This is a genomic window from Paracoccus tibetensis (assembly GCF_900102505.1).
GTDB classification, from domain to species: domain Bacteria; phylum Pseudomonadota; class Alphaproteobacteria; order Rhodobacterales; family Rhodobacteraceae; genus Paracoccus; species Paracoccus tibetensis.
In genome coordinates this window covers 193,351-213,625 of sequence record NZ_FMVT01000006.1, presented here as the reverse complement: position 1 = coordinate 213,625, position 20,275 = coordinate 193,351, and the positions used below count along the sequence as shown (strand labels likewise).

Sequence of the window (20,275 nt, the reverse complement as noted above, 5' to 3'; positions counted from 1 at the left end):
GCGGCCCCTCGCGGGACCGCCCTCTTCTTCTGCCGTGCCGATCAGTTGCTGGCCGGCGGCGTCTCGGTCTCGGTGCCCATCGGCTCGTCCGTCACCGCCTCGCCTTCGGTCGCCATCGGCACCGTCTCGGTGGCCGGAGCGGTCGCGGCATCCTCGGCCGGCTCCATCGCCGGATCGGTGGTCATGGCCGGGTCGGTGGTCATGGCCGGGTCGGCGGGCGCCATGGCCGGGTCGGCCGTCGGCGCGGTCGTGTTCATCGCCGGATCGGTAGTGCCCATCGGCGCGGCGGCCGGGTCGGTCGTGCCCATCGGCGCGGCGGCCGGGTCGGTCGCCATCGTGCCGTCGGCGGCCGGGGCGTCCTCGCGGTCGCGGAAGACGTATTCGGGCGCCGCGTCAGCCTCGTCGCGGGTCAGGTCGCTCATGATCTCGCGGGCGTCGTAGTTGATCTGCAGCTGCTCCCACGGCAAGGCGATCTGCTTCTGGCCGATGCCGAGGAAGCCGCCCACGCCGACGATTGCGGCCTTCAGCTCGCCCGTCTCACCGTCGACGATCACGTCGCTGATCGAGCCGATGTTCTCGCCGTCGGGCGACTGCACGTTCGTGCCGGTGACCCAGTCAATGCGCAGCTCGTTCGAGGCCTGCTCCTGCATGACCTTCTCGCTGGCCGAGGCGGCCGCGGCGGCTTCCGCCTGGTCGGTCTCGCCGGCTTGCATGTCGGCGGCGGCCGGGTCGGTCGCGGGATCGGCCATCGGCTCGGCCGTGGTGGTCATCGCAGGGTCGGTCGCCGGATCAGTCGCCATCGTGTCCGTGGCGGGCTCGGTCGTGGTCATGTCGGTGGTGGTGTCGGTGGTCGTCGCGTCGGTGTCCGTCTCGGTCGCCATCGGCACCGGCTCGGTCCCCGGAGTGGTGGCGGGATCGGTGGCCGTGTCCTGGGCGAAAGCAGCGCCAAGGCTCAGCGGCAGGGCCAGGGCGGTGGTCAGAAGCAGATTGCGCATGTCGTATCCTCCTGTTCGGAAAGCGCCGCAGGGCGCGATTGTCTGAACAATTCGCCGGATCAACTTCAGGTTCCCAAAAAGAATGCACGAAAAGCACCGCCCCGTCCGTGACTGCACTGGCACGCCCAGTAATCGGCGCCTGGTTCGGAACGATCCCGCCAAGCGTCCGTTTGGGAAGCTCAATGTTCAGGAGGACGCGATGCTTGAGAGACTTGCCCTGGCCACCGCCGTTGCCGCCTTTCCGCTGATGGCCTATGCCCAGACCGCCGAAACCGAGACTCCGCCCGATGCCGAGGCCGCGGTCGAGACCCCGGTCGAGGAGACGCCTGCCGCCGATGCCGCCGCCACCGAGGCGACGACGGATGACGTGGCGACGGATGACGAGGCGACCGAGGACGAGGCTGCGCCGGCCGACGGCAGCGACGAGGCCGCGGCCGAGGGCGAGCCCGCCGCCGAGGCGGCCGCCGAGGACGCCGATGCCGGCGCCTTCACCCTGCCCGAGCTGGGCTACGCGTATGACGCGCTGGAGCCGGTGATCGACGCGCAGACGATGGAGCTGCATCACAGCCGCCATCACCAGACCTTCGTCGACAACCTTAACGATGCGGTCGAAAACGGCGTCATCCCCGCCGACATCGAGATCGAGGAGATCCTCGCCTCGGCCAGCACCTACCCCAACCAGGTCCGCAACAGCGCGGGCGGTCACTGGAACCACACCTTCTTCTGGGAGATCATGGCCCCCGAGGGCGAGCGCGGCGAGATGTCGGACGCGCTGTCCGAAGCGATCACCGCCGTCTACGGCTCGGAGGAGGAGTTCCGCACCGCCTTCAACGACGCCGGCGCCGCGCGCTTCGGCTCGGGCTGGGTCTGGCTGATCGTGAACGACGCGAACCAGCTGGAGATCACGACCACGCCGAACCAGGACAACCCGCTGATGGACGCGGCCGAGGTCCAAGGCACGCCCATCATCGGCAACGACGTGTGGGAGCATGCCTATTACCTGAACTACCAGAACCGCCGCGCGGAATACCTGCAGAACTGGTGGGACGTGGTGAACTGGGACGAGGTCTCGGCCCGCTACGAGGCCGCGCTGGCCGAGTAAGCCTGCCGCTTCAGGAAAAGGCCCGCCCTGCGCGGGCCTTTTTCACGTTCAGTCCTCGCCGCGGAAGGGCTGGACGTATTGCAGCGCCATGTCCCACGGGAAGAAGATCCAGGTGTCCTGGCTGACCTCGGTCACCCAGGTCGAGACCATCGGCTTGCCCTTCGGCTTGGCGTAGACCGTCGCCAGATGCGCCTTGGGATACATCTCGCGGATCAGTTCCAGCGTGCGGCCGCTGTCCACCAGGTCGTCGACGACCAGGATCCCCTCGCCATCGCCCATCAGCTGCGCGTCGGGGCTTTTCAGCACCTCGAGCTGGCCCTGCCCCGCCGCCGTGCCCACGCCCTTGTAGGATCGGATCGAGATCGTGTCGATCGTGCGGATGTCCAGCTCGCGCGCGACGATCATCGCGGGAACGAGCCCGCCGCGGGTGACGGCGACCACCGCCCGCCACTCGGTCCCGTCGAGGCGCCAGGCCAGGGCGCGGGCGTCGCGGTGCAGCTGGTCCCAGCTGACATGGAATCCCTTCTCATGGGGCAGGCGGTCGTTCACGGTCATCTCCTTCGGGCACGGGGGATCGTCAGTGGCGCAGGATCAGCGACAGGCCCAGAAGGCCGATGGCCAGACCGGCGCCCCGGTCGATCCAGAACTTCGCGGCATAGTAGCGCCGCCGCAGCAGCGGCAGCGCCATCAGGCTCGCCAGCGCCGTATAGAAGAACAGCTCGACCGACAAGGCCACTGCGTAGATCGCCGCCTTGTCCGCGGGCGCCAGCACCGCCGGGAAGATCGACAGCAGCACCGCCGAATAGAAGAGCGCGGGCTTGGGATTGGCGAGGTTCAGCACCATGCCGGCGGAAAAGCCCATGCCGCCGGCGGCGGCCTGCGGCACCGGCTCGACCGCGTGGCGCCACATCTGCCAGCCGATCCAGACGAGATAGGCGCCGCCCAGCACCTTGAGCGTGGCCAGCGTCCAGGGCGCCGCGCGGAACAGCGCGGTCAGGCCCAGCAGCGCGAAGAGGCACCAGAACGAGGCGCCGAGCGCGAGGCCCCAGCCATAGGCCAGCGCGTGCCGGCGTCCCAAGGCGAAGGCGCCTTGGCTCACCGCGATCACGCCCGGACCGGGCGAGAGGATCGCCGCCGACAACGTGGCGATGAAGAGGCCCATCTGCGCGGCGGTCAGCTGGATCATGCGCGTCTCGCCTCAGTCCCGGCCCGGCGCCGCGATGTCGGGCGCATCGACCGCCTTCATCCCGACGACATGGTACCCCGCATCGACGTGATGCACCTCGCCCGTGACGCCGCTGCCGAGGTCCGAAAGCAGATACAGCGCCGACTTGCCGACGTCTTCCTGCGTGACGTTCCGGCGCAGCGGGGAATTCAGCTCGTTCCAGCGCATGATGTAGCGGAAGTCGCCGACGCCGCTGGCGGCCAGCGTCTTGATCGGCCCCGCGCTGACCGCGTTCACGCGGATGCCGTCCTTGCCGAAATCTTCGGCGAGATAGCGGACCGAGGCCTCAAGCGCCGCCTTGGCGACGCCCATGACGTTGTAATGGGGCATTACCCGCTCGGCCCCGTAATAGGTCAGTGTCAGAACCGAGCCGCCCTTCGGCATCATCGCGGCGGCGCGGCGCGTGACGGCGGTGAAGCTGTAGACCGATATGTCCATCGTGGTGATGAAGTTCTCGCGCGTCGTCTCGGCATAGCGGCCGCGCAGCTGCTCCTTGTCGGAATAGCCGATGGCGTGGACGAGGAAATCGAGGCTGCCCCAGCTCTGGGCCAGCTGCGCGAAGAGCGCGTCCATCGACGCCTCGTCCCCCACGTCGCAGGGCAGCACGAGGCTTGATCCGACCTGCGCGGCCAGCGGCCCGACGCGCTTCTTCAGCGCCTCGCCCTGGTAGCTGAAGGCCAGCTCGGCGCCTTCGGCCGCGACCGCCTTCGCGATGCCCCAGGCCAGCGACTTGTCGTTGGCAAGCCCCATGATCAGGCCGCGCTTGCCGGCCATCAGGCCGGCCCTGCGCTCAACCGTCCGCTCGCTTGACATCGCCTGTCCCCCGCGCTTTCAAACCTTTAACGGGGTGATTAGGCCAATCCCGGCAACGCATCAAGCACAAGGACGGCGCGATGAACGACCGCAGCGGACTGTTTGCAGGCGACGACCCTTTCGAGATCACCCGCCGCTGGCTGGCCGAGGCCGAGGCCTCGGAGCCGAACGATCCGAACGCCATCGCCCTTGCGACGGTGGACGAGGACGGCATGCCGGACGTGCGGATGGTGCTGCTGAAGGACATCGACGGGGCGGGCCGGGACGGCTCGTTCGTCTTCTATACCAACTATGACAGCGCCAAGGGCCGGCAGATCGCGGATTCGGGCAAGGCGGCCTTCGTCATGCACTGGAAGTCGCTGCGCCGTCAGGTGCGGGTGCGCGGCACCGTCACGCGCGAGGACGGACCGGCCGCCGACGCCTATTTCGCCAGCCGCGCGCTGCAGAGCCGAATCGGTGCCTGGAGCTCGCGGCAGTCCCAGCCCCTCGAGAGTCGCGCCGCGCTAATGGCCGAGGCGGCGCGGATGGGGCTGCGCCACGGGACGAACCCGCCGCGCCCGCCCTTCTGGGGCGGATTCAGGATTCGCCCAACGCACGTAGAGTTTTGGGCCGATGGCGCCTTCCGGTTGCACGACCGATTCCGCTGGACGGCCGGCGAAAACGGATGGGCCATAACCCGCCTGTCCCCATGAAGAAGATGAGGTTCCGCTGCGCGACTCGGCAAGGATATGGTAACATGGCCCTAATGCGATTGCGCTTGGTGTCGAAGACGCCTATTTCTGCTCAATCTGCAAAGTGCTTGAAGGCGTGGTAGATGTAATGGGTGAAGAAGTGGGTCTCAGACGCGTGACCGGGCTGGTCAAATGGTTTGACCCGGCCAAGGGATACGGATTCATCCGGGATGATGCGGGCGGGACCGACATCCTTCTTCACGCCAACGTCCTGCGCAATTTCGGGCGCAGCTCGGTCGCTGACCAGTCGCGGGTTTCGGCCCTCGTCCAGGAGACGGCGCGCGGGCTGCAGGCGGCCGAGGTGCTGTCCATCGACCCGCCCGTCACCGACGGCCAGCCCCCCATCGCCGACATCGACATCGAGGTCATCGAGCATCTGGACGCGCTTCCCCTGCGTCCGGCCCGCGTGAAGTGGTTCGACAAGTCCAAGGGCTTCGGCTTCGCCAACATCTTCGGTCATCCGGAGGATGTCTTCGTCCATATCGAGGTCATCCGCCATTCCGGTTTTGCCGACCTTTCCATCGGCGAGGCGATCAGCGTCAGAATCGTCGAGGGGCCGCGCGGCCTGATGGCGGCGCAGATCGCGCCCTGGGACGCCGCGCTGCGCGAGGCGGGCAAGGACGAATGCGTCGAGGATGCGGGCGAGCCGAAATCCGAGATGACGGGTCTTGCGCAGTCCTTCCTCGTCCATGTGGCCGAATAGGGCCGCTGCCGCCCTTCTGGCGGCGCTGCTGCTGGGAGGCGCGCCCGTTGCCGGGCCGATCGGCGCCGCACCTGCCGCTGCCGAAACCACGGCTGCCTCGCTCGAATGTCGCGAGGATATCGCGATCTTCACGCGGCTCGCGCAGCCGCCCCTCGCCTTCGAGGTCGAGATCGCCGACACTGAGGCCGCCCGCGCGCGCGGACTGATGTACCGGCGCGAGCTGCCGGCCGGCCAAGGCATGCTGTTCATCTACGACACGCCGCGCCAGGTCAGCTTCTGGATGCGGAACACGCTGATCCCGCTGGACCTGATCTTCATGGACGCGCGGGGCGAGATCCGCCACATCCACCGCAACGCCATTCCGCTGGACGAGACGCCCATCCCGGGCGCCGCGCCGGGCGATCCCGACCGCGACCGGCTGATGATCCTCGAGATCGCGGGCGGCGAGGCGGCGCGCTTGGGCCTCGCGCCGGGACAGGCGATGGCCCATCCCCGGCTCGACCAGCGGATTGCGCGGCAGCCCTGCCGTTAGGGCTTTCCCGCCGCCCGCGGCTGCGCTAGAAGCGCCGGGTCGGGGCGTAGCGCAGCCTGGTAGCGCGACGGTTTTGGGTACCGTAGGTCGGAGGTTCGAATCCTCTCGCCCCGACCACCACTTAGCACCTTCCCAAGTACCCCGGTTTACATGGCGGTTTACAGTTTGGTTCTTGTTTCGGCCTTCCTGAGCTTCTCCGCGAGGCTATCCGACATCGCCGGCGACAGCGCGACGTAACGCTCGATCACCTCGGAGGCGTGCTTCAGCGACCACCCCATATGCGTGGCAATCTCTTTCAGGTCGGCGCCTGCCTCCAGGAGCCTGGTCGCGGCGGTGCCTCGCGCGTCGTAGAGCCGGAGCTCGCGTCGGAGCTTCAGCTGGTCACGCCATGAGCTGACCGCGTCGCCGAGGTAGTTCTCGTGCTGGTAGGGCTGCCCGCGCTTGTTAACGATCAGTCTCGCCTGGTCTGCAGGTGTCGCGTCGATCAACTCCGCCATGCGATCGGTCACAGGGATAGAGGCGAGCCGCTTTCGCTTTTGCGTCCAGATCACGATGCGCCGGCCGTGCGGCGTCCGATGCACGTGCTCACGAGACAGCTGCACCAGGTCGCCCGGCCGCAGCCCCGTCTCGAGTGCAATGGCAAGGATGCGTGCCACATGAGCAGGTGTGCCGCCCATGAAGGCGTCGACCTCGTCCGGCAGCCAGAATATCTCGGCCCGCTGCGCCTTGTAGACCGAGCGGATGTCTCGGAGGTGGTTCATGCGGATCATGTTGCGATCGATCGCGAAGCTCACGATGCGCTGAAGGTGGCGGATGCGATCATCGCCAACTTTGCCGCCTATGCCATCGCGCCACTGCAGAGCTTGGCTGCGGATCCTAGGATCATCGAAGACCGCTATCGGCGCGGAACCGAATTTTGCGTCTATGCCAGTTCGTGAGTGGTTAATGGACTTGCGCATGTCGGCCTGCGTCCTCGGTGCCAGCCTGGTGAAGTCGGAGCTGTCCATGAAGGCCAGGATCGCAGCGCGAAACTTGCCTTTGGCTGCTGCTCCTCGGGGCGTGCAATCAGACAGCGCCGCCAGGTAATCGGCCGAGCCGACCCTGACCCCGCTCGAGCTGTCCCAGAAGCGCGGCGCGCCCTTGCCTCGCCACGCGTAGTGATATTCCTGCACCCGGCCATCCGCGAGCTTCTTGCGGACGCGATGGATGCCCGTGAGATTAACTCGAGCCATCTAACCACTCGTCTATGTCCGTGCGCGGCGACTGCTGCGCGAGCGCCGGCAGTATGCGGATTGTGCCCTCTCGTGTCACCTCGATGATCGCGCCCGGGTCTATCTCGCGGGCGGCCTTCACGGCCCGGCGAACCTGTGCCTCGGTGAAGGTGACACGGCGCCCCATTAGCAAGCCTCCTGAAACTTCTCGGCCTCGTGGCCCCAGTTGGACCACCCTGCCCGCTTCTGCCGGCTGAAGACCTCGATGCGCCTGGCGTTCGGCATCAACTTTTCGGCCGCAACGAAGGCTTCTTCGGGCTTGCGGCTGTGCTCGCGGATCTGGCCCATGAGCACCGAGCGGACGCCCTTCGTGGTCTTCGGCGCGCCGCGGGTAGCGATCAGGAACGGCTCACCAGCCCCGCGAAGCAGGTAGCCGGTGCCCATGTTCAGCTTGCCGTTCCTGGTCGTTTTCACCCAGTGCCCGCCGGTCTTGTACTGGAAGCCCCACGCCTGGATTACGCGCAGCGCCTGCGGCAGCATCGTGTTCAGGCCCCAGAGCCACAGCAGGCAGTCCTGCGCCGCCAGCGCCGAGACCGGCAGCTTGCAGATCTCGTCGATCGACATGCAGGCGTACTTCGAATGCGGCGACTTCCCTTCGCCCTTCTCGGAGCGCATCTCATAGCTCCAGGGCGGGTCCGCCATGATCAGGTCAAAGCCGCCGAAGGGGCGCAGCGCGTGGAACTGGTGGAGCGCGGAGGTCATACCTGAGGCGCCCGTCGTCCAAGCCGACAAGCTCTCGGCTCATTACAACTTTTACGCGACGTCCATTTTGTGCATACAACGGGGTGAGCTATCAATGGCAACAAGACAGTTGATTCCACCTGCTTATGCAGTCGTGAGACACAAAGGACATGCAGATGGTTCTCTATGAAGTACAGCAAGTGGCAAAAGTCGTGGATAACCAACTTCATAAGGTGTTCCACATACGGACAGTTAATTGCTCCGGCGACGCAGGAACAATCAACCTGCCGGGGTTTAGGACTCGTCGGAGAGCGGAGAAGTGGCTTGAGGCCTATCTGTTCAGACGACCGCGATAGCATCACTGCACACACTCGCGGCCAGCCTGTATCGCAATGATAAAGAAGTCCCTCCTCATGGTGGCCTTCGGCTTCCCATCGGCCTCTGCCATGCGGTCGGCGGCGTCGATGACGAGCCAAGGCCGCCGGCTGCGCAGCACCTCAACCAACTCCTCCACAGCGGCACCGGTCGCCGCCACCGCGCCCAGCCAAGGCGTCAGCAGAGCGTCGGAATAGTTCGGGATGGCCCCGGCGTCGTACTTTCGCATCGCAGTTAGGCCGACGGTGACCGCTTTCTCCTGGTGGGCTTCAATCATGCGCCGGATGAGACCAATCGCGTAGATTTGGCCTGGCCTCTTGCTGGCTGTGTTCGCGTTACTGCCCATCAGGCGGCACCCAGCAGCTTCCACAGCTTCACGGCAGCGGACTGCCCAGTCCTCTCCTGCTAGAAGCGCCGCGCGGAAGATCTGGTGAGGAGACACCCGGATCTGGCGCGTGTTCACATCGATGAAGGCGGCGGCCTGCTCTTCCGGCGCAACCAGTGCCACCATTGCCGGCACGCGCTCGATGCCGCACAGCGCAGCTGCGTGGGCTCGGTGTTGGCCGTCTATGAGGGCATAGCGCCCGCCCTCGATCGGCGCGACCAGCACGGGGGAGAAGCGAGACCAGCGGAAGTCGGCGGCGATCTTCGAGATCGCCCGCTTGTTGCCCTCGGCCAGCAGTCGCTGGTATCGGTCGTCGATCACGAGGTCCTTGATCTCGATCCACATGAGCTGCGGCGCCGGCTGCGAGGCCAGCTGGGCTGGCTGCATGCCGGCCAGGTCGATCGCGCGATAGTCAGTCATCCTGCCTCCCTCAGCCGCTTCTCCGCAGCTTCGATCTCGCCGCGCCAAGTCAGGGGGCCGCTCATGCCGGCACCCCAAGAAACGACTTGGCATCCATCATAACTCTAAAGCCGACGCTGCTCGCAAACTCCGGCTTGATTGGCACGTCCAGTGCCGACGTTCGCAGTGCAAGGACCCACTTTTGGCCGCGCAGTGCGGCCGATAGGCTGCGGCTCGGCACGTCTAGCACCTGGGCCAGCTGCGCCATCGTCAGGTTGCCGTCGTGGGCCTGGCTGATCTGCCATGCGCGGAAGCGGAGAGCGGCCATACGCGGGTTCATGTGGTTTTTCCCGTTGATCAGGAAACTGAGGACAGATTGCGGACCTGGCGCAGCTCATCAGTACTCTCGGCCTTGTCGGCTGCGTCGATCAGGTCGTAAGCGAGTTCGCGCGCCTCGGCCGGCTCGAGGTCGGCCATGGCACGGATGGTGACTGGGCCGTCCGCGCGCACGATCTCGCCTAAGGCGATGCTAACGACACGGCATGCGCCGGTGCTGTCGAGAACCTCGATCGCCTCGACGGACAGCGAGTCACAGGTCAGCTGCGGGTTCACAGCTGAGCCCTGCCCTCGGCCAGAGGGGCCGCGCGGAACCGGCGCGGTGGCGTTTTCGGACGGACAATCCGCGGTGCTTCCGGCGTCATCGACCCGCTCAGCTGCTCGACCCGCTTTTCAAGCTGAGTCACACGGTGATGCAGCTCGAGGTTCTCGGCCATGAGCTTGCCAAGGAAGACACTGCCGAGGTCGAACAGCGTCACAGGAGCCACCATAGAGCGAAGAGCGCGCTGGCGGCACTGCTGATCACGCAGAGCATCATTATGCCCACAGGGTCGCCGCCGCGAGGTGGTGGTGGATACTTCTCGAGATTGTTCTGCAACGCTCGGTCAAAGTTGTCCCTGGCTCGCCTCGGAGCATCAGCGTCCCAGGCAAGCCGCAGATGGCCATTTCGCTCAATCATGCCGCACCGCCTTCCGGACCGGTCGGGCTGATTGTATTGGCGGCGCAGTGGCGCTGGCGCGGGGCGGACCCGCGGCTGCTCCGAACTACGTTGAGCATCATAATTCGGAACTGCGGAGAGGTTTTGGCAGCGAGTTCCGGATTTGTCAGGAAAGCGCGCGCCGCGGCGCGCATGGATTGAAGCTGAGCCTGGTCAAAGTGAGGCATGGCAGTCGTTCCTTCATGAGCAGGGAGTCCAGACGCCGGAGCAGCGCCCGGCGTGTTCAGCGCGCGCCTCCCGGGCACACCCATCATCAGCGGCACGCCGGTTTCCTCGGCGGCGCGGTTCAGCGCCTCGCGGGCGGCATCGCGCAGCGCGGCCTCGGGGTTGTAGAGCGTCGCGATAAAGCGCACGTCGGCGCCCGCCTTCCGGTAGCGGAAGCGAACGGCGAGCCGGTAGAGTGCGCCTTCCTCGAAAACCGGGATCGCCACCATGAAGAGGTTCGGCAGGCGCAGCGGAGCGCCGTCGGGGCCACGGTGCTCGTCCAGGAACTGGACATGCGTCTCGCCGGTGTCGCGATTGGTGCTGACCTGCAGGTGTCCGGTCTCGTGCACCTGAAACTCGCGCGACAGCTGCGCCAGCGCAGCGTACTGCCCAAAGCGGCCCTGCACCTTGGCGGCGACCTCAATCATCCGCTGTTCCCACGGCTCGGCGCCTTCGGTTGTGCTGTTCAGCAGCGCCGGCGTCGGGTCGAGGAAATCCTTGGCGTTCTCCTCGATGAACTCGCCGAACTCGTCTTTCATAAGAGCCTTGCCGCTGATCGCGGTCCAGCGCTTCCACTCGTCGGAGACCGGGAACGTGTATAGCGCCGTGTGCCGACCGTAGCTGGCGGTAGGATCACCCCTCTCGGCGGCAACTTTGGAAGCGCCTGCGCCGTGGTAGTCCGCGATAGCCGTCAGCTTCGGCGTCGGCTGCAGCTGGCCGAAGAGGACGGTGCTGTCACTCTTGAAGCGGTTAGTCCATGCGATCAGGCTGTCGAGGTCCTCCAGCGTCGCCTTGCCAGTCCGCTGCAACGGCTTCAGCGCCTCGATCACCTCGCGGTGCTGCCGGGTCAGGTCGTGCAAGACCAAATCCTTCGGCGCGATGATCAGCGTCGGGCTTTCCGGCTCTTCCGAGGTTGGGAAGCTGACATACCTGAAATCGCCGCGCGTCCGCATCTCGTCGATGATCGTCTCAGCGATGTTCTTCGGGGTTTCTTGGGTCACTGTCGGCTCTCCTTATTCGGCCGTGCGCAGCTCGCGGTGGCCGCCGACATCGCGGACCTCCATGCGGGACTGGGCGGGGTTCTGGGTGGTCAGGGCGCCGTCGCCGGTCATCCAGCCGACGGCTTTGCGCTTCGGCGGCTTGGGGCCGACGATCTTGTCCTCGATGACCATCTCGACGTGGCCGAAGTGGTCGGTCTTCATGTCGATGGTCAGGGTGATCCTGCCCTTGGCGGTGCCTCGGAAGTCTTGGGCGAACTGCCGCATCTCGACGTTGTTCGCTTCGATCCGCGACAGCAGGTCGGGCAGGTAGTCGCCGTTGTCGGCGAGGGACAGCAGCTGGTCGAGGCTGCGGAGCTCCGGTGGTCGTGACATGCTTCCAGTCCTTTCAAGATGGAAAAGGACGCGCAGCCGTCGGGGAGGAGGAGATCGGCTGCGGGCCAGTGGACGGCCGCGCGGGACAGTAGCCGCACGGTCGTGCTGGTGGCAAAGCGCCTACCAATTCAGGGCCGAGCGCAGCACAGTGCCACCGGCGGCAATCACCTGTGCGACAAGCGTCGGCGCGCTCAGGAAGAAGATTACTGCACAGACGGCTCGGGCAGCGCGCAGCATTATTGTCTGAAACAGCGAGTTCGTCATGCGGGACCCTCCTGCGGTTCAGCAGAACGTCCGCATTATGCAGACAGAAGTCAACAGCAAAATGCAGACAAGGGAGGGGATATGCAGACAAACCCTCCGGCTCTTGCCGAATCAACCGCCCAGCAGGAACTGCGACCGCGCTGGCGCAATAATAACGACAGTATTGCTCCGCAGGGTTGCGGCATCGGCGCCTGTTCGCCTAATGTTCCTGTGGCGAGGCGGTTGCGCGAAAGGAATTCAAGTGACGGGAGACGAGTTCAGCCGCCGGGCGTGCCAACTCAGCGAGAAGAGTCGCGCTCTTCTTCTTGAGGCCGCAGAGCTGCTTGTTCGGCTGCCTCAAGCTCCTCCAGCAGCTCGCGCAGCATTCTCTGGCGGCGCGGAGAAAGCTCAGAGTACCGGGCAGATAGGCGCAACTCGTCAGCCGGCGGCACATCCTCGACGGGACCAGAAAGGGCCATAACATCTTCCCGTGGCACGCCTCGAGCCGCAAGAACCCGCGCAACGCTACTAGCTAGATCGGCGGGCAAATACGGCTTCTTGTAGCGAGCCTCGTAGTGCTCGTACTTCCCCTTTTCCATGCCGATCTCGAATGCCATTTCGCGGATGGACACTCCTGCAGCCTGACGGAGCTCTCTGAGGCGACGTGCGGTAGGACTGATGGTCATAATCTTTTAGTCGCACAGTAAGTGTCCGCACGTCTGTCCGCAAAATGCAGTTGACGATCGTCTGCAAAATGCGGAAGTTTGTCCGCATGTCCTATGTCGCGCACATTGTTCAGATCTTCGGTGGCGTTCGTCCAATGGCTCGGGCCCTTGGTCGGCCGGTGTCGACGGTCCAGAGTTGGAAGGATCGACAGTCTATTCCGGATGATCACAAGCCAGAGGTGCTGCGGATAGCGCATTCGTTGGGTTACCCGATCGTCCGTGAGGACTTCTTCCCGACTACTGAAAGCTCAGAGGACGCCGCATGACCCAACATGCCGCGTCCTCTCTCCGTTGCTCAAATGGTCACTCGTCACGGGACCAATATGGAGCGCTGTCCGTGAAAAATCCTGCACATTCCACCGACCCTTGCGCGAGCCGGCGCTGGTTCAGTGACTTGTTGTGGCGAGCGTTCCCGTCCCGCTCGGAACGCGAGCTCTCTGAAAAGGCCTCGGCTGTTCTCGATGTCAGCCCTCGACAGGTCATCAACTGGCTGCGCGAGGAACACGACCCGAAGCTGCGCTACGTCATGGCGGTCATCGCCCTGGCCGGCGCCGAGATCGTCTTCAGCCGTATCGAGGGCCACGAATGACCCGACTTATGAACCACGTCCTGGGGCGATTTTACGAGGCGCGCGCCCGGCGCGCCCTCGGCCGCTACCACCGCCTTATATCGATCTCGGAAAAATTCTTCCGGCGGGTGCCGCGTCATGAGCGCGAAGGTGTGCATGGAAGGGATGAGGAGTGAGCGCGGTTGCCTCGCCAGCACCGGAAGCAAAGCCCTTCCGGCATGGCACCCCGGGTGGATACAGCCGCCACAAGTGCCGCTGCGATGCCTGCCGTGCGGCAGAGATCGACCGCCAGCGCAACTGTCGAGCCCGGTTGCGAGCGGGGCTGGTCAAGCACCGCAGCGGCGGCAAGAATTGCGTGCCCGTCCGCATCCGGGGCGTTGTCTACCCTTCGATTTCGGCAGCCGCTGCAGCGCTCGGAACCTCGGCGGCCAACATTAGCGCCCAGCTGGCACGCTTCGGCGATGCCGAGCGGGCAGGCACCGGGATCAGGGGCGCTCGGCGTCCCGGTAAGCCGGGCAACGCCAAGCAATGCCGCATCCACAGTAGGCTTTACCCGTCTTTGCACGCCGTGGCCAAAGACCTCGGTGTCAGCTACACCTACCTGTCGAAGCAGGCGAGCGCCGGGTTCACGCCTGAATATTCGCAGTACCTTCTGGCGCGGATGATGCGCAAGGACGCGGACCGGGTGGCAGCATGATGGCGGTTCACCTGGCGGCAATCGACGAACTCGACGAATACCCCCTCACCAGCGACGACCGGCTCGACAGCCACTACTTCATGGCTTGGGAGCGGCGGCGCTGGCTCAACTGCGACATGCGTCTGAAGGGCACGGCCGAGTGCCGGGCCTACTACTTCGACCTGATCAACATCAGCTACGACCAATCGCCGATCGGCACGCTGCCGACTGACATGTCCGTGCTGGCGAAGATGCTGTTCGTCGACCGCGACCACTTCGAGCAGCTCTGCCGGCTGGAGTTCGGCCCGCTGCACAAGTGGCGACGGGTCAGCTGCGGCGGCGAGATCCGCCTCATGCACCCGATGATCCTGCGCACTCTTACAGAGGCGATCTCGCGCAAGGAGGATCACCGCGCGCGCAGCGAGGCGGCCAGTGCCAGCAAGCGCCTGCTGCGGCTGCGTACGTCGCTTTCGGGCTACCAGAAGGAACTGGCCGAGAACGATGCAGCCGTGCGCTGGATCGACGAGTGGCTGGTCAAGGAAGGCTGCGAGTACCGCACCTCCTCGTGGATCGAGAAGGGTATCGCCCGTTGGTCCGACCACATGCTGGACTTGACGATGACGCGCGGGCGAACGCGCGCCTGACCCTTTTCAAACTGTCCCAACATTGTCCGCAAGACAGTCTGAGACAGTCCTAAGACACTTCAAGACTGTCGCGCTCCATAGAGACAGGGACAAAGAAAATGACAAAGACAACGCCAGTCTCGCGACAGTCCCGCAGCGGCGCTTGTGGACAAGTCGGTAGGGCTGAGAAAGGGGAAGGTCGAGATGTCTGGCGTGAACGCGGAAATGAGGGCTCGAGTGGACATGCTGCTGATGCAGCCTTTGGCTGGGCTGGGGCGCAAGCGCGGGGTCAGCGCGGAGGCGCATGACAAGGCGATGTCGCGGCTACGCGACTGGCTCAGCTACATGTCCGACGACAACCTGCGGGCCATGGTAGATCTGATTGCGCGGCACGCGGGCAAAGGCGTCTGGCCCGAGGAAGGGCTGATCCGCTCCTGGGCAATGACCATCCAATGCCCGCCCCCGCGCGACAGCGCCTATGCCCAGAGCCTGATCCGATCGGCCATGGGGCGGCAGGCGATGGCCGAAAACTGGGCCGTCGAGCTGTTCCAGGTGGCGAAGAGGCTCGGCCCGCCGCCGGGCAAGTACATCATCTCGCGCCTGAAGCTGGAGGCGGAAGAGAACCGCCACAAGCGCGGGGTGATCCGAGAGAACATCGAAGTTGGACGCGCGACGCCTGCCGAAAGGGCTTGGCTGGCGGCATGGCATGAAGACCTGGCCGAGATCGAGGCGATTCAGGCCGCAGTGACGGAAGAAGGAACGGCAGCATGATGGGAACCTACCTCCAGCGCTTGGCGGTCGCGGCGGATGGCGGCTCGGAGGATCGGCTGGCGCTGGAGGCGGCACGGCTGCGAGACATCATGCGGCGCGCCATGCCTGCCGAAGGCTGTGGCCCCGGCATCCCGGCTGCGCCGGCGCGCGGGCCGACGCGGGCGGTGACCCCGAACGTCGTCATGCCGGATGCCAGCACAAAGAGCGGCTACAAGGTCGAGGCCACCGGCTGGCGCGGGTTCAAGGCGGCGCGCGCCATCGACATCTTCGATGATCTTGAACGGCGAGAACTGGCGCGAGCACAGAAGGAGAAGCGCGAGCCTGCCCTGCCCTTTTCAAGGGAACAGGTGGATATCGCCCGGCGCTACCGCGATTTGGTCGAGATGCACACAGCAGGCGGCATGAAGTGCGCCAGCATCGAAACCCGCACCGATGGTGTTGGCGGCGGCAGCGGCGAGTTTATCGACGCCTATCTGTGGGTCGGGTTACAGATTAAGAACCTGCAGCAGCGGATCGGCAGTGGCGCCGCGATGGTCGTGCGGCGGGTAAGGCCGTCGAAGCGCGGCAAGCCGACAGCGTCGGTAATTCTTGATCGGCAGCTGGTAGATGCTGTTTGCCTTCACGGGAAAAGCTTCAGGGACGTCCTGAAGGCTCACGGGTGGTCCGACGACGGCAAGAACACCGCGGCTCTCCTCGCGGCGCTCACGGCTTCTCTGAGCAGAATGGCGAACCGAGGAAGAAAACTTCCTTGACGCTTATCCCGCAGGAGGGCATAGATTTAGATATTATCCAGACGTGCGCCCGCAAGGATCATTCCTCGCGGGCACTTGTCTTTAGGAGCGGCGCAGCGGGGCATTTAAGCCAGGCGCATTCTTCACTGGCGGGAAAGCTTGCAGACGGTCAATCAAGTCGCGGTACTGGCTGTTATGTCCATAGGCGCTGATTGCCGTCATGATGAGCTGCCAGTCTGCTGTGGTCAGGGGAAGTCGGGAACCTGGAACTTGTTGAGCAGTAAACACGAAACACCTTCTGGTTACTCTTTACCCGTCCAATCTACTCTCAGGTTGTCACATCTTGAAGTTGCCCTTTTGCACAGGGCATTCGCGTTGGTCCGCAACCGCCACAGCTGAGACATCATCGATCCGGAGGCATCGCTATGCTCAGAGTCGCGACGGACGATGCCGAGCTGCAGCGCAACCTGAAGCAGCTGATCGACAAGGACGCCCGCCGCGCCGCCAGCTGGGCGCTGAACGATACTGCCGACGACGTGCTGAAGCATGTGCAGGACCGGATGGACCGGGTGTTCGACCGGCCCACCCGCTTCACAAACAACGCCTTCATGGTCTGGCGCGCTAAGCCCAACAGCCTTGAGGCCGAAGTCATGGAGCGCGCGACGGTCGGACGGCGTCACTTCCTGAAGGTCCAGGAGCTCGGCGGCGCCCGCGCCCAGACCGGGCTCGAGCGGCTGATGGCCTCGCAGCTCGGCGCTGGCGGGATGATCATGCAGGCCGCGGTCCCGGCCGAGGGCGCAAAGCTGGACGCCTACGGCAACTGGGCCAATGCCGAGCGGCGGCAAGCGATCGCCGCCGTGTCCGGTCCCGCGGCCACCGCGCCGGCGGCCGGCGCAAAAACCCGCCGCCGCGCTGGCTTCTTTGTTTCCAAGCCCGGCTCCGCGCTTTCGCCGGGGATCTGGAAGCGGGCGCCGGATGGCTCGATCAGCAAGGTGCTGCACTTCACCGCCGGCGCGCCGGTCTATGGCCCGCGCCTCGGCTTCATGGACGGTGCCTCGGAGGTTTATGCCGATCGCCTGCCCGCGCATCTGGCGCGCACGATCGAGAAGATGATCGAGCGCGTTGCGGCAAAATCCAGATAGCCACGGGTCCTTCCCGGGGCCTTTTCGCACGCGGGTAATTCGCACCGCGTTACATCCCATTCAGCAGTTTCTGCTCGGGGTTGCTGTTTGGGTTGTTGTTGTTTTCGAAAGGCTTGTCCCTCATGACTTCCATCACGCTTGCCGATGGGAGCGTGCTGGAGGTCTCGCGCTATCCGCTTCCGGAGGGCGTCGAGGATGACGGCACGCCCCTCAACCGCACGCAGCTGGCCCGCGCCTTCGGCGTCTCGGAGAACACGGTCGGCAAATGGGCCGGCCAAGGTATGCCGGCGCTCTCGGCCGGGCAGAACGGCGTCGCCTACGAGTTTAGCCTTGCGCAGTGCTGGGCTTGGAAGCAGGATCGGGACGCGCGGCTGCGCTCAGCCAAGCAGCGGGGCGATCAGCTGGCCGCTCAAGCGGCACTGGCCTTCCGCAACCTCGACGAGGACCAGGCCGAGGAAGAGGGCGAGCTGACCGCCGCCGACCTGCGGCAGTGGTCGGAGGCCGAATATCACCGAAATCGAGTTGCCGAGCAACGGGGCGACCTAGTGCGCGTTGACCGGATGCGGACGCTGATCGAGGACGTGTTCGTCACCTTCGGGGCCGAAATGGACACGCTGCCGGACTTCGCCGAGATGGAGTTTGGCCTTTCGCCCGCGCAGGTGGCCAAGATGCAGGAGCGCTGCGACCAGATGCGCGAGGAGGTCCGCCGGCAGATCGAGGCGGTCCTCGGCCGCAGCAGCGTCGTGCGCCTTGCCCGGCAAGGCGAGATGGACCTCGGCTGATGGTCGAGATGCTGGACCGCCCGGCCGGGATACTCACTCGCATCCCGCCGCTGCCCCCGTTCGTCACGCCCGAGGAACTGGTCGCCGACGCGTTGCCGCTCCTCGATCCGCCGAGCCGGATCTCGGTCACCGACGCCGCTGAGCGGGCGCTGCGCGTACCGGTGGCCGGCAAATGGTCGGCCTATGACCGAGGCATCGCGCCCTACACAGCCGAGCCGCAGGACATCTCGCAGTCGCGCCGCTTCAAGGGCGTCGTCTTCGTCGGCCCGTCGCAGAGCGGCAAGAGCCAGATGCTCCTCTCTATCTCGGCGCACGCGATCACCTGCGCGCCCGGCCCGGTGCAGCTGATCCACATGACGAAGACGGATGCGGATGCCTGGGTTGAGGAGAAGCTGAACCCGGCGATCGAAAACAGCCCGTTACTGTGGGAGCGGCTCGGCAAGGCGCGCGACGACAGCACGTTCAGCCGCAAGCGATTCAAGGGCATGCGGCTGGCGATCGGCTATCCGGTGGCGAACCAGCTGTCTTCGCGCTCGCAGCGCCTGGTGCTGCTGACCGACTATGACCACATGCCGCAGCGGCTCGGCCCAAAAGACTCGCCGGAAGCCTCGCCCTGGAGCATGGCGCTGGTGCGGGTCCGGACCTTTCTGAGCCGGGGCTGCGTCGTTGCGGAAAGCACGCCGGCCTTCCCGGTAGATGAGGATCAGTTTCAGCCGCCGAGCTCGCTCGAGCCGCATCTGTTGCCGGCGGCAACGGCCGGGATCGTGAACCTCTACAACGCCGGCACCCGCGGGCGCTGGTATTGGGAATGCCCCGATTGCAGCGAGCTGTTCGAGCCGACCTATGCGCGACTCGACTACAACCGCGATCTCGATCCGGGCGAGGCCGGCGAGGCAGCCGTGATGGTCTGTCCGCACTGCGGCTGCTGCGAGATCGAGCATCGCCACAAGGCCGAGCTGAACCGCCGGGCGATGGCCCATCACGGCGGCTGGTTGCATGAGGGGCGCGTGGTCGATCCCGCGACCGGCGCGCGCCGCCTGGTCCGGATCGAGGACGGGGAGCTGCGGCACACGTCCATCGCCAGCTATGCGCTGAACGGCGCGGCTGCGGCCTTTTCGTCTTGGGCTGGCCTGGTCGAGCGTTACGAGGCCGCCCGCCGGGTGATGGAGGCGACGGGCGATGATCTCGATTTCGTTGGGGTCCACTACACCGAGATCGGCCTGCCCTATCGCAAGGCCAAGGACGAGGACGAGGACGCGCTGACGGTCGAGGCGCTGCGCATGCAGGCGATGCCGATCGCCAAGGGGATCGCGCCGGCCTGGGCGCGGTTCATCACGATCAGCGTCGATGTGCAGGGCAACCGCTTCGAGGTGATGGTAATGGCCTGGGGCCCGGAAGGCGAGCGGGTGGCGCTCGACCGCTACGCCATTCACCAGCCGCCGGACGATGCGCCCAAGGCCAAGGGCGACGACGGCAAGTATCGCGCGGTGGATCCGGGCCGCTATGCCGAGGATGCCGGCGTGCTCGCCGAGCTGGCCGAGAAGGTCTTTCCGGTCGAGGGCGAGGCCTATGGGCTAAAGCCGGTGGCCGTGGTCATCGACTTCGGCGGGCCGCCGGGCTGGGCCGACAATGCCGAGAAGTTCTGGCGCGGGCAGGCTCGCGCCGGCCTCGGCGGGCGGTTCTATCTGTCAGTCGGCCGCGGCGGGCTCAAGCAGCGGGACCGGGTCTGGCATGAGGCGCCCGAGCGGGCGTCTGGCGGCAAGAAGGCGCGCGGCATCAAGCTGCTGAACATGGCGGTCGATCGGCTGAAGGACAGCGTCGCGGCGGCCCTTGGCCGCACCAACACGCCGATCGGCGCCCAGCACATTCCGGCCTGGATGGAGGCCGAGCATGTGGCCGAGCACCTGGCCGAGCAACGCACGGAGAAGGGCTGGGAGCTGCGCAAGGGGCAGAGCCGCAACGAGAGCTTTGACCATTCCGTCCAGGGCCTCGCTGTCGCCGAGCATCTTGGGCTGAACCGGGTGAATTGGGAGGCGCCGCCGGCCTGGTGCATGTCCGGCCTCGGCAACCCTCTGGCCGTGCCGCTGGAGCGGCCCGGCGATCCTGACAGCGCCCGCGAGCCGGCGCCTGCACAACCTGCGCCCCGGCGCATCGGCTATCTGAGGAGATGA

The 20,275-nt window shown here is 65.7% G+C and carries 28 protein-coding genes and 1 tRNA gene; 15 read left to right on the top strand and 14 right to left on the bottom strand.

The window, feature by feature from the left end; genetic code table 11:
* Positions 1-41: 41 nt before the first annotated feature.
* The gene (locus BLP73_RS10555) at positions 42-995 is read right to left on the bottom strand and encodes a PRC-barrel domain-containing protein (protein ID WP_090743742.1); all 954 of its coding nucleotides are present in this window, start codon (positions 993-995) and stop codon (positions 42-44) included.
* A 199-nt stretch (positions 996-1,194) separates the two neighbouring features.
* On the opposite strand from BLP73_RS10555, the gene BLP73_RS10550 reads away from it, so the two are divergent.
* Positions 1,195-2,097, top strand: a complete 903-nt coding sequence (locus tag BLP73_RS10550; RefSeq protein ID WP_281179927.1) for a superoxide dismutase — start codon at positions 1,195-1,197, stop codon at positions 2,095-2,097.
* Positions 2,098-2,145: 48 nt separating this feature from the next.
* Here the strand turns inward: BLP73_RS10550 and gpt are convergent, their stop codons facing one another.
* From gpt to fabI, 3 genes are read right to left on the bottom strand one after another with little or no spacing between them, the layout of a single operon-like run.
* Positions 2,146-2,652 carry a xanthine phosphoribosyltransferase gene (gene gpt / locus BLP73_RS10545; protein ID WP_175453318.1) on the bottom strand — a complete coding sequence of 169 codons (507 nt, stop codon included), beginning with the start codon at positions 2,650-2,652 and terminating at the stop codon, positions 2,146-2,148.
* Between the two features lie 22 nt (positions 2,653-2,674).
* Entirely contained in the window at positions 2,675-3,283 is a 609-nt protein-coding gene (locus BLP73_RS10540) for a LysE family translocator (RefSeq protein ID WP_090743739.1), read from the bottom strand.
* Positions 3,284-3,295: 12 nt separating this feature from the next.
* Complete coding sequence (gene fabI, locus BLP73_RS10535) at positions 3,296-4,096, bottom strand: enoyl-ACP reductase FabI (protein ID WP_245686625.1); 801 nt, start codon at positions 4,094-4,096, stop codon at positions 3,296-3,298.
* 119 nt (positions 4,097-4,215) lie between these two features.
* Between fabI and pdxH the strand changes: the two genes are divergently transcribed.
* From pdxH to BLP73_RS10515, 4 genes are all read left to right on the top strand, one after another.
* Positions 4,216-4,827, top strand: coding sequence for a pyridoxamine 5'-phosphate oxidase (gene pdxH, locus BLP73_RS10530; protein WP_090743732.1), 612 nt, complete (start codon positions 4,216-4,218; stop codon positions 4,825-4,827).
* Positions 4,828-4,966: 139 nt separating this feature from the next.
* Positions 4,967-5,569, top strand: a complete 603-nt coding sequence (locus tag BLP73_RS10525; RefSeq protein WP_342672087.1) for a cold-shock protein — start codon at positions 4,967-4,969, stop codon at positions 5,567-5,569.
* Positions 5,556-6,101, top strand: coding sequence for a DUF192 domain-containing protein (locus BLP73_RS10520; RefSeq protein ID WP_090743726.1), 546 nt, complete (start codon positions 5,556-5,558; stop codon positions 6,099-6,101). The genes BLP73_RS10525 and BLP73_RS10520 overlap by 14 nt, the downstream gene beginning before the upstream one ends.
* A 40-nt stretch (positions 6,102-6,141) precedes the next feature.
* Positions 6,142-6,218: transfer RNA gene (locus BLP73_RS10515), tRNA-Pro, on the top strand.
* A gap of 41 nt (positions 6,219-6,259) precedes the next feature.
* On the opposite strand, the gene BLP73_RS10510 is transcribed toward BLP73_RS10515, so the two are convergent.
* The 10 genes from BLP73_RS10510 to BLP73_RS10465 all read right to left on the bottom strand — a co-directional run bounded on the left by BLP73_RS10510 (position 6,260) and on the right by BLP73_RS10465 (position 12,772).
* A complete protein-coding gene (locus BLP73_RS10510) occupies positions 6,260-7,333 on the bottom strand; it encodes a tyrosine-type recombinase/integrase (RefSeq protein ID WP_090743722.1) in 1,074 nt (357 codons plus the stop codon).
* Positions 7,334-7,498: 165 nt separating this feature from the next.
* The gene (locus tag BLP73_RS10500) at positions 7,499-8,074 is read right to left on the bottom strand and encodes an MT-A70 family methyltransferase (protein ID WP_090743716.1); all 576 of its coding nucleotides are present in this window, start codon (positions 8,072-8,074) and stop codon (positions 7,499-7,501) included.
* 337 nt (positions 8,075-8,411) lie between these two features.
* On the bottom strand, positions 8,412-9,233 hold the full coding sequence (locus BLP73_RS10495; RefSeq protein ID WP_175453317.1) for a ParB N-terminal domain-containing protein: 822 nt from the start codon (positions 9,231-9,233) through the stop codon (positions 8,412-8,414).
* 61 nt (positions 9,234-9,294) lie between these two features.
* Positions 9,295-9,552 (bottom strand): hypothetical protein, encoded by a 258-nt coding sequence (locus BLP73_RS10490; protein ID WP_139165945.1) that lies wholly within the window; start codon positions 9,550-9,552, stop codon positions 9,295-9,297.
* A 17-nt stretch (positions 9,553-9,569) separates the two neighbouring features.
* Positions 9,570-9,824, bottom strand: a complete 255-nt coding sequence (locus BLP73_RS10485) for a hypothetical protein (protein ID WP_090743706.1) — start codon at positions 9,822-9,824, stop codon at positions 9,570-9,572.
* The gene (locus BLP73_RS10480; protein WP_139165944.1) at positions 9,821-10,027 is read right to left on the bottom strand and encodes a hypothetical protein; all 207 of its coding nucleotides are present in this window, start codon (positions 10,025-10,027) and stop codon (positions 9,821-9,823) included. Before BLP73_RS10480 ends, BLP73_RS10485 begins: the two co-directional genes overlap by 4 nt.
* Positions 10,028-10,223: 196 nt before the next feature.
* A complete protein-coding gene (locus tag BLP73_RS10475) occupies positions 10,224-11,471 on the bottom strand; it encodes a DUF2303 family protein (RefSeq protein WP_090743700.1) in 1,248 nt (415 codons plus the stop codon).
* 12 nt (positions 11,472-11,483) lie between these two features.
* Positions 11,484-11,843 (bottom strand): hypothetical protein, encoded by a 360-nt coding sequence (locus BLP73_RS10470; RefSeq protein WP_090743697.1) that lies wholly within the window; start codon positions 11,841-11,843, stop codon positions 11,484-11,486.
* Between the two features lie 120 nt (positions 11,844-11,963).
* A complete protein-coding gene (locus BLP73_RS19405; RefSeq protein ID WP_175453316.1) occupies positions 11,964-12,107 on the bottom strand; it encodes a hypothetical protein in 144 nt (47 codons plus the stop codon).
* Between the two features lie 278 nt (positions 12,108-12,385).
* On the bottom strand, positions 12,386-12,772 hold the full coding sequence (locus BLP73_RS10465) for a helix-turn-helix domain-containing protein (protein ID WP_139165943.1): 387 nt from the start codon (positions 12,770-12,772) through the stop codon (positions 12,386-12,388).
* Positions 12,773-12,858: 86 nt separating this feature from the next.
* Here BLP73_RS10465 and BLP73_RS19025 point away from each other — a divergent pair, with 86 nt between their 5' ends.
* The 10 genes from BLP73_RS19025 (at position 12,859) to BLP73_RS10425 (ending at position 20,275) form a co-directional block, all read left to right on the top strand.
* A complete protein-coding gene (locus BLP73_RS19025) occupies positions 12,859-13,077 on the top strand; it encodes a carph-isopro domain-containing protein (protein WP_175453314.1) in 219 nt (72 codons plus the stop codon).
* A gap of 71 nt (positions 13,078-13,148) precedes the next feature.
* On the top strand, positions 13,149-13,400 hold the full coding sequence (locus tag BLP73_RS10460) for a hypothetical protein (protein ID WP_090743691.1): 252 nt from the start codon (positions 13,149-13,151) through the stop codon (positions 13,398-13,400).
* Between the two features lie 8 nt (positions 13,401-13,408).
* On the top strand, positions 13,409-13,555 hold the full coding sequence (locus BLP73_RS19400; RefSeq protein WP_175453313.1) for a hypothetical protein: 147 nt from the start codon (positions 13,409-13,411) through the stop codon (positions 13,553-13,555).
* Positions 13,552-14,076, top strand: coding sequence for a hypothetical protein (locus BLP73_RS10455; RefSeq protein ID WP_139165941.1), 525 nt, complete (start codon positions 13,552-13,554; stop codon positions 14,074-14,076). The genes BLP73_RS19400 and BLP73_RS10455 overlap by 4 nt, the downstream gene beginning before the upstream one ends.
* On the top strand, positions 14,073-14,699 hold the full coding sequence (locus BLP73_RS10450) for a hypothetical protein (RefSeq protein ID WP_090743686.1): 627 nt from the start codon (positions 14,073-14,075) through the stop codon (positions 14,697-14,699). Before BLP73_RS10455 ends, BLP73_RS10450 begins: the two co-directional genes overlap by 4 nt.
* 216 nt (positions 14,700-14,915) lie before the next feature.
* Positions 14,916-15,449, top strand: a complete 534-nt coding sequence (locus tag BLP73_RS10445) for a hypothetical protein (protein WP_090743684.1) — start codon at positions 14,916-14,918, stop codon at positions 15,447-15,449.
* A complete protein-coding gene (locus BLP73_RS10440; protein ID WP_090743681.1) occupies positions 15,446-16,201 on the top strand; it encodes a hypothetical protein in 756 nt (251 codons plus the stop codon). Before BLP73_RS10445 ends, BLP73_RS10440 begins: the two co-directional genes overlap by 4 nt.
* A gap of 404 nt (positions 16,202-16,605) precedes the next feature.
* Positions 16,606-17,322 (top strand): hypothetical protein, encoded by a 717-nt coding sequence (locus BLP73_RS10435; protein ID WP_245686624.1) that lies wholly within the window; start codon positions 16,606-16,608, stop codon positions 17,320-17,322.
* Positions 17,323-17,444: 122 nt separating this feature from the next.
* On the top strand, positions 17,445-18,104 hold the full coding sequence (locus tag BLP73_RS10430) for a terminase small subunit (RefSeq protein WP_090743678.1): 660 nt from the start codon (positions 17,445-17,447) through the stop codon (positions 18,102-18,104).
* The gene (locus tag BLP73_RS10425; protein ID WP_090743675.1) at positions 18,104-20,275 is read left to right on the top strand and encodes a terminase gpA endonuclease subunit; all 2,172 of its coding nucleotides are present in this window, start codon (positions 18,104-18,106) and stop codon (positions 20,273-20,275) included. Before BLP73_RS10430 ends, BLP73_RS10425 begins: the two co-directional genes overlap by 1 nt.

Bases quoted from the DNA above. Each gene is read 5' to 3' on its own strand.
- BLP73_RS10555 (WP_090743742.1), bottom strand. From the start codon at position 995: ATGCGCAATCTGCTTCTGACCACCGCCCTGGCCCTGCCGCTGAGCCTT.
- BLP73_RS10550 (WP_281179927.1), top strand. From the start codon at position 1,195: ATGCTTGAGAGACTTGCCCTGGCCACCGCCGTTGCCGCCTTTCCGCTG.
- gpt (WP_175453318.1), bottom strand. From the start codon at position 2,652: ATGACCGTGAACGACCGCCTGCCCCATGAGAAGGGATTCCATGTCAGC.
- BLP73_RS10540 (WP_090743739.1), bottom strand. From the start codon at position 3,283: ATGATCCAGCTGACCGCCGCGCAGATGGGCCTCTTCATCGCCACGTTG.
- fabI (WP_245686625.1), bottom strand. From the start codon at position 4,096: ATGGCCGGCAAGCGCGGCCTGATCATGGGGCTTGCCAACGACAAGTCG.
- pdxH (WP_090743732.1), top strand. From the start codon at position 4,216: ATGAACGACCGCAGCGGACTGTTTGCAGGCGACGACCCTTTCGAGATC.
- BLP73_RS10520 (WP_090743726.1), top strand. From the start codon at position 5,556: ATGTGGCCGAATAGGGCCGCTGCCGCCCTTCTGGCGGCGCTGCTGCTG.
- BLP73_RS10510 (WP_090743722.1), bottom strand. From the start codon at position 7,333: ATGGCTCGAGTTAATCTCACGGGCATCCATCGCGTCCGCAAGAAGCTC.
- BLP73_RS10500 (WP_090743716.1), bottom strand. From the start codon at position 8,074: ATGACCTCCGCGCTCCACCAGTTCCACGCGCTGCGCCCCTTCGGCGGC.
- BLP73_RS10495 (WP_175453317.1), bottom strand. From the start codon at position 9,233: ATGACTGACTATCGCGCGATCGACCTGGCCGGCATGCAGCCAGCCCAG.
- BLP73_RS10490 (WP_139165945.1), bottom strand. From the start codon at position 9,552: ATGAACCCGCGTATGGCCGCTCTCCGCTTCCGCGCATGGCAGATCAGC.
- BLP73_RS10470 (WP_090743697.1), bottom strand. From the start codon at position 11,843: ATGTCACGACCACCGGAGCTCCGCAGCCTCGACCAGCTGCTGTCCCTC.
- BLP73_RS19405 (WP_175453316.1), bottom strand. From the start codon at position 12,107: ATGACGAACTCGCTGTTTCAGACAATAATGCTGCGCGCTGCCCGAGCC.
- BLP73_RS10465 (WP_139165943.1), bottom strand. From the start codon at position 12,772: ATGACCATCAGTCCTACCGCACGTCGCCTCAGAGAGCTCCGTCAGGCT.
- BLP73_RS19025 (WP_175453314.1), top strand. From the start codon at position 12,859: ATGTCCTATGTCGCGCACATTGTTCAGATCTTCGGTGGCGTTCGTCCA.
- BLP73_RS19400 (WP_175453313.1), top strand. From the start codon at position 13,409: ATGAACCACGTCCTGGGGCGATTTTACGAGGCGCGCGCCCGGCGCGCC.
- BLP73_RS10450 (WP_090743686.1), top strand. From the start codon at position 14,073: ATGATGGCGGTTCACCTGGCGGCAATCGACGAACTCGACGAATACCCC.
- BLP73_RS10440 (WP_090743681.1), top strand. From the start codon at position 15,446: ATGATGGGAACCTACCTCCAGCGCTTGGCGGTCGCGGCGGATGGCGGC.
- BLP73_RS10435 (WP_245686624.1), top strand. From the start codon at position 16,606: ATGCTCAGAGTCGCGACGGACGATGCCGAGCTGCAGCGCAACCTGAAG.
- BLP73_RS10430 (WP_090743678.1), top strand. From the start codon at position 17,445: ATGACTTCCATCACGCTTGCCGATGGGAGCGTGCTGGAGGTCTCGCGC.
- BLP73_RS10425 (WP_090743675.1), top strand. From the start codon at position 18,104: ATGGTCGAGATGCTGGACCGCCCGGCCGGGATACTCACTCGCATCCCG.